Annotated in this window: 5 protein-coding genes and 1 pseudogene (1 of these 6 running past the window's edge); 4 read left to right on the top strand and 2 right to left on the bottom strand. The window is 62.7% G+C overall.

The window, feature by feature from the left end; translation table 11 throughout:
* From EOC06_RS25660 to EOC06_RS25645, 4 genes and pseudogenes are all read left to right on the top strand, one after another.
* A pseudogene (locus EOC06_RS25660) lies at positions 1-98 on the top strand (glycogen debranching N-terminal domain-containing protein); it begins 2,078 nt to the left of the window's first position.
* Positions 99-239: 141 nt separating this feature from the next.
* Positions 240-2,021, top strand: coding sequence for a trehalose-6-phosphate synthase (locus EOC06_RS25655; protein ID WP_128309097.1), 1,782 nt, complete (start codon positions 240-242; stop codon positions 2,019-2,021).
* Between the two features lie 53 nt (positions 2,022-2,074).
* Entirely contained in the window at positions 2,075-2,800 is a 726-nt protein-coding gene (gene otsB / locus EOC06_RS25650; protein WP_164873974.1) for a trehalose-phosphatase, read from the top strand.
* Between the two features lie 60 nt (positions 2,801-2,860).
* Positions 2,861-3,109, top strand: coding sequence for a hypothetical protein (locus EOC06_RS25645; protein WP_128309095.1), 249 nt, complete (start codon positions 2,861-2,863; stop codon positions 3,107-3,109).
* Between the two features lie 30 nt (positions 3,110-3,139).
* Here the strand turns inward: EOC06_RS25645 and EOC06_RS25640 are convergent, their stop codons facing one another.
* Both EOC06_RS25640 and EOC06_RS25635 read right to left on the bottom strand, forming a co-directional pair.
* Complete coding sequence (locus EOC06_RS25640; RefSeq protein WP_128309094.1) at positions 3,140-3,862, bottom strand: SDR family oxidoreductase; 723 nt, start codon at positions 3,860-3,862, stop codon at positions 3,140-3,142.
* Positions 3,859-4,385 (bottom strand): SDR family NAD(P)-dependent oxidoreductase (locus tag EOC06_RS25635; RefSeq protein WP_128309093.1); only part of this gene is annotated, 527 nt, incomplete at its 5' end. The genes EOC06_RS25640 and EOC06_RS25635, both read right to left, overlap by 4 nt.

The following is a 4,385-nucleotide window of genomic DNA, read 5'->3' as shown; positions in this document are numbered from 1 at the left end:
GGGTCGTCGATCTCACCTTCCAGCGCGTCGGTGACCGGGTCGTCGCTTTCCTTGCCGACCGCCATGAAGGACTGGTGCCGCTCATCGTAAGGACATGATCCGAACAAAATTGCCGGAACCGATCCGAGCTTTGTGCGTTGCAAAAATACAGGTCCGAACGCTGACCACGTGGTCGGCAGACCATTTCAAACGGGAACACGAACAAACGGTCGCCGACGGCCGGGGTGAGTTGACATTCAATGACAAACTACGGTGCGGACCTGCTCTGGGTTCTGATCTTCGCGAGCCTCGGTTTTTCCGCTTTTGCCGTTTTCCTCTCCATATCGCGGCACCGTCGCCGTCATCCACCCGCGGTCGCACATACGGCAGGCGAAGATGTGGCCGCGGAAGCCGCGCGCAAGGTGATACGGGAGTTCGAAAAGAATGGCCAATCGGCCGATGCCGCGCTGGTGACCTGGTCGCCCGAAACATTGCGCAAGATCCTGGCCGACGATCTGCCCGATGCGCAGGTCATCGTGGTGTCCAATCGCGAACCGTACATCCACAATGTGAAGGGCGACGGCGTCGAGTTGCTCGTCCCGGCCAGCGGACTGGTGTCGGCGCTCGAGCCCATTACCCGCGCCTGTGCCGGCACCTGGATCGCCTATGGCGGCGGAACGGCGGACCGGCTCACCGTTGACAACCACGATCGTGTGCAGGTGCCGCCTGGCAACCCGTCCTACACGCTGCGCCGGGTCTGGCTGACGGAGGAAGAGCATCAGGGCTATTATCTCGGTTTCGCCAATGAGGGCCTTTGGCCGCTTTGCCATATCGCCTTCACCCGGCCGATTTTTCGCGCCTCCGACTGGGCTGCCTATGAAGCCGTCAACCGCAAGTTTGCCGATACGGTGGTTGCCGAGGCCCGCAACGAGCGGCCGATCGTGCTGGTCCAGGACTACCATTTCGCGCTGCTGCCGCGCATGATCCGCGAGCGCCTGCCGGAGGCGATCGTCATCACTTTCTGGCATATCCCGTGGCCGAATTCGGAAGTGTACAGCATCTGTCCCTGGCGTGAACGCATTCTCGAAGGGCTGCTCGGCAGTTCGATCATCGGCTTCCACACCCAGTTCCACGCCAACAATTTCACCGAAAGCGTCGATCGCTTCCTGGAAAGCCGCATCGAGCGGGCCGATGCGGCCATCTCCTACGGCGGACGGACCACATTGGTGCACGCCTATCCGATCTCGATAGAATGGCCGGCGGACCTGCTGGCGAAACTTCCCGATGTCGACGATTGCCGCGCTCGCATGCGCGAGAGGTTCGGTCTCAAAGCGGATGTGAAGCTTGCCGTCGGAGTCGAGCGCCTCGATTACACCAAAGGCATTCTTGATCGGTTTCACGCTTTGAACGAATTGTTCAAGCGACAGCCTGAATGGATCGGAAAACTGGTCTTCCTGCAGGTCGCAGCACCCAGCCGCGGCACGCTGCCGGCCTACAAATTGCTCCATGACGAGTGCCACCGTTATGCCGAAGAGCTCAACCGGCGTTATGGCAGCGAGGGCTACAGGCCAGTGATCATGGTGGCCGAGCATCACTCGCAAGAACAGGTCTACGAGATCTATCGGGCCGCCGACATATGCATGGTCACCAGCCTGCATGACGGCATGAACCTCGTCGCCAAGGAATTCGTCGCCGCGCGCGACGACGAGCAGGGTGTTTTGATGCTCAGCACATTCGCCGGCGCCTCGCGCGAATTGCTGGAGGCGCTGATCGTCAACCCTTACGATGCCGCCATGATGAGCGGAGCGCTGTTGCAGGCATTGACCATGGCGCCCGAAGAACAGCGCGAGCGCATGCGACCCATGCGCGAGACGATCCGCAACAACAACGTCTATCGCTGGGCCGGCAGCATGCTTCTGGATGCGGCACGTTTGCGCAAGCGCGGAGACCTCGATCGGGTAACCGGTGCCGCCGGCGACCCGCCGCCCAGCGTCGACAATGTCGTCTCCATCTTTGAGCGCAGACGGATGGCGATGTCATGAGCGATACGCTGCAGAAGATTATTGGCGAGACCCTGCAAAAGCCGCAGGCCGACATGGAGAAACCGCAGCCTGTGCTGGCCGGCGAGTGGGCATTGTTCCTCGACATCGACGGCACGTTGCTGGAACATGCCGAGCACCCGGACGCAGTCTCGGTCAGCGACGAGCTTCGCTCCTTGCTGCAAGGCCTGGACCGCAAGCTGAACGGGGCGTTGGCGTTCATCACGGGCCGGTCCGTTTCGGCCGTCGACCATCTGTTTCAGCCTTTGAAACTACGCGCCGCCGGGCTCTATGGCCTGGAACATCGGCTCCTGCCGGACGACGACGTCGAAATCGCGGACGAGCCGGCGGATATCGCAGCCCTTGCCGACGAGATCGAGGCCGAGCTCGGTCGTGGGGCCTATATCGAGCGCAAGGGACGGGTGCTGGCCATCCACACGCGCGCCGCCCCGCATCTGCTTCCGCGCGCGACGCAGCTTGTCGAGCAGGCGCTGGCCGGCCTGCCAAAGGGCTACCGGGTGGTTGCCGGCAACGCCGGCGTGGAATTGCTGCCGCTGGAGGCGGCCAAGGGTGCCGCTATCCGGCGTTTCATGGAGATTGCGCCATTCGCAGGTCGCCGCCCGGTCTTCCTGGGCGACGACACGTCGGACGAAAACGGCTTCGAAACGATCAATGATGCCGGCGGCATATCGATACGGGTCAAACCACCGGCGCAAACCACCGCGCAGTACGGGCTGGCCGGCGTTGCCGAGACGCTGGCCTGGCTGAGAGGTCAACTCTAGGTCCAGCCGACGCAACCGTGATCGCGCCTCCTGGAAAGGACAAGGAAAGGAACGGTTTCGATGGGACGCTTTGCACAATTGGTTCGAGAGATCACCCCGAACTGGCTTCACGCTCGCTCCTCCCGCCATGAGATCGCCGACGTTTCACCGTCCGACGCGGACTACAGCTGGCAAGAGGCGATCGACAACAAGATGTATGGGGCGGATACATCTGACTATTCCCATGCGCCGGAAAAGCCTGTTTCGGCAAAACCGGCAGGCGACAGGCCCGCGGACGAGAACGACCGCGTTCCAAAGAAGGCCAATTAAGGTCCCGTCGGAGCCCGATAGTCGCTGTTCCTATGCCGCAAATCTCAGCCCGCCGTCGCAGGTCAGCACCTGGCCGGTCATGAAGCCGTTGGAGACGAGGAAGGCGATTGCGTCGGCCACGTCTTCGGCCCGACCGACGCGGCCGACCGGGGTCTTGCCGGCATAGTCGGCAAAGATCGTTTGCCTCTGCTCTTCGGCCAGAAAATCCCACCAGGGCGTGTCGATGACGCCCGGCGCCACGACATTGACGCGCAGCGGTTTCAGTTCCAGGGCCAGGATCGGCACCACAGTCAACAGCATGCCGTTGATGGCGGCGATACCGGCGACGCCGGGCGTCGCGAGCTGCGCCGACACCGCCGAGATGAAGGTGACCGATCCGGCCTTGTTGAGTGTCGGCAAGGCGGCCTGCAGGCAGGACAGCTGCGGGCGGACCTTTTCCTCGACGCCGCTGCCGATGTCGCTCAGGTCAAGCGTCGGGAAGGGGCCAAGGCCCTTGCCGCCGCTGGCCGCCAGCACCAGATGGTCGAAAGGTCCGAGGCTCTCGAAGAACCGGCGGACCTCATCCGGCTTCGCGGCGTCGAACGCAGCCTTCCCGGCAGCGCCGCCAAGGCTTTTCCAAGCGCTCTTCAGTTTGTCCTCGTTGCGCCCGGTGATGGTCACCTTCATGCCCGGGCCAAGCAGTTTTCGCGCCGTCGCCAGGCCGATGCCGGACGAGCCGCCGATGATGACGGTGTGTTCGATTGTCTGGGTCATGAATGGTCTTCCTTCGATGTGGGGGAGGCCGTGCCGATGAGATCAAGGCTCAAGGCTCGCAGACTTTGCCTTGCCTTGGCGTCATAGGCCTGGGTATCGGCGCGGGATTCCCGCAGGCCGTCGAAATAGAGGCCGCTTTTCCCGTCGAGCGCGGGTGAGGCGGCGAGGTTGAGGATGGCCTCGGCACCGGTCTCGACCGAGCTCCACGGCGTCACGCCTGCTTGCCGGACCATGGTGGTGTTCATATAGCTCGCCGGATGCAGCGCGTTGACGGTGACGCCGGTGCCTTTCAGCTGCTCCGCAAGGTCGACGGTGAACAGGATCTGCGCCAGCTTGCTCTGGCAATAGGCACGCACGCCGTCATAGGAGCGGGTCAGCATGACATCGCTGAAATCGATCGCCTGCTGCCCCGCAGAGGCGACATTGACGATGCGGGCCGGCGCACTCGCCTTCAGCAATGGCAAAAGCTCCGATGTCAGTAGGAAACCGGCGAGGTAGTTGATCGCGAAGCGTAGTTCGTAGC

Origin of the sequence: Mesorhizobium sp. M7A.F.Ca.MR.362.00.0.0 (genome assembly GCF_004023175.1) — a bacterium.
In the GTDB taxonomy this organism is placed as follows: domain Bacteria; phylum Pseudomonadota; class Alphaproteobacteria; order Rhizobiales; family Rhizobiaceae; genus Mesorhizobium.
The sequence above is the reverse complement of the archived record's forward strand: the minus strand, read 5'-3'. Positions and strand labels throughout refer to the sequence as shown.

Excerpts from the sequence above, each read along its gene's own strand:
- EOC06_RS25640 (WP_128309094.1), bottom strand. The coding sequence starts at position 3,862 with ATGACCCAGACAATCGAACACACCGTCATCATCGGCGGCTCGTCCGGC.
- otsB (WP_164873974.1), top strand. The coding sequence starts at position 2,075 with ATGGAGAAACCGCAGCCTGTGCTGGCCGGCGAGTGGGCATTGTTCCTC.
- EOC06_RS25645 (WP_128309095.1), top strand. The coding sequence starts at position 2,861 with ATGGGACGCTTTGCACAATTGGTTCGAGAGATCACCCCGAACTGGCTT.
- EOC06_RS25655 (WP_128309097.1), top strand. The coding sequence starts at position 240 with ATGACAAACTACGGTGCGGACCTGCTCTGGGTTCTGATCTTCGCGAGC.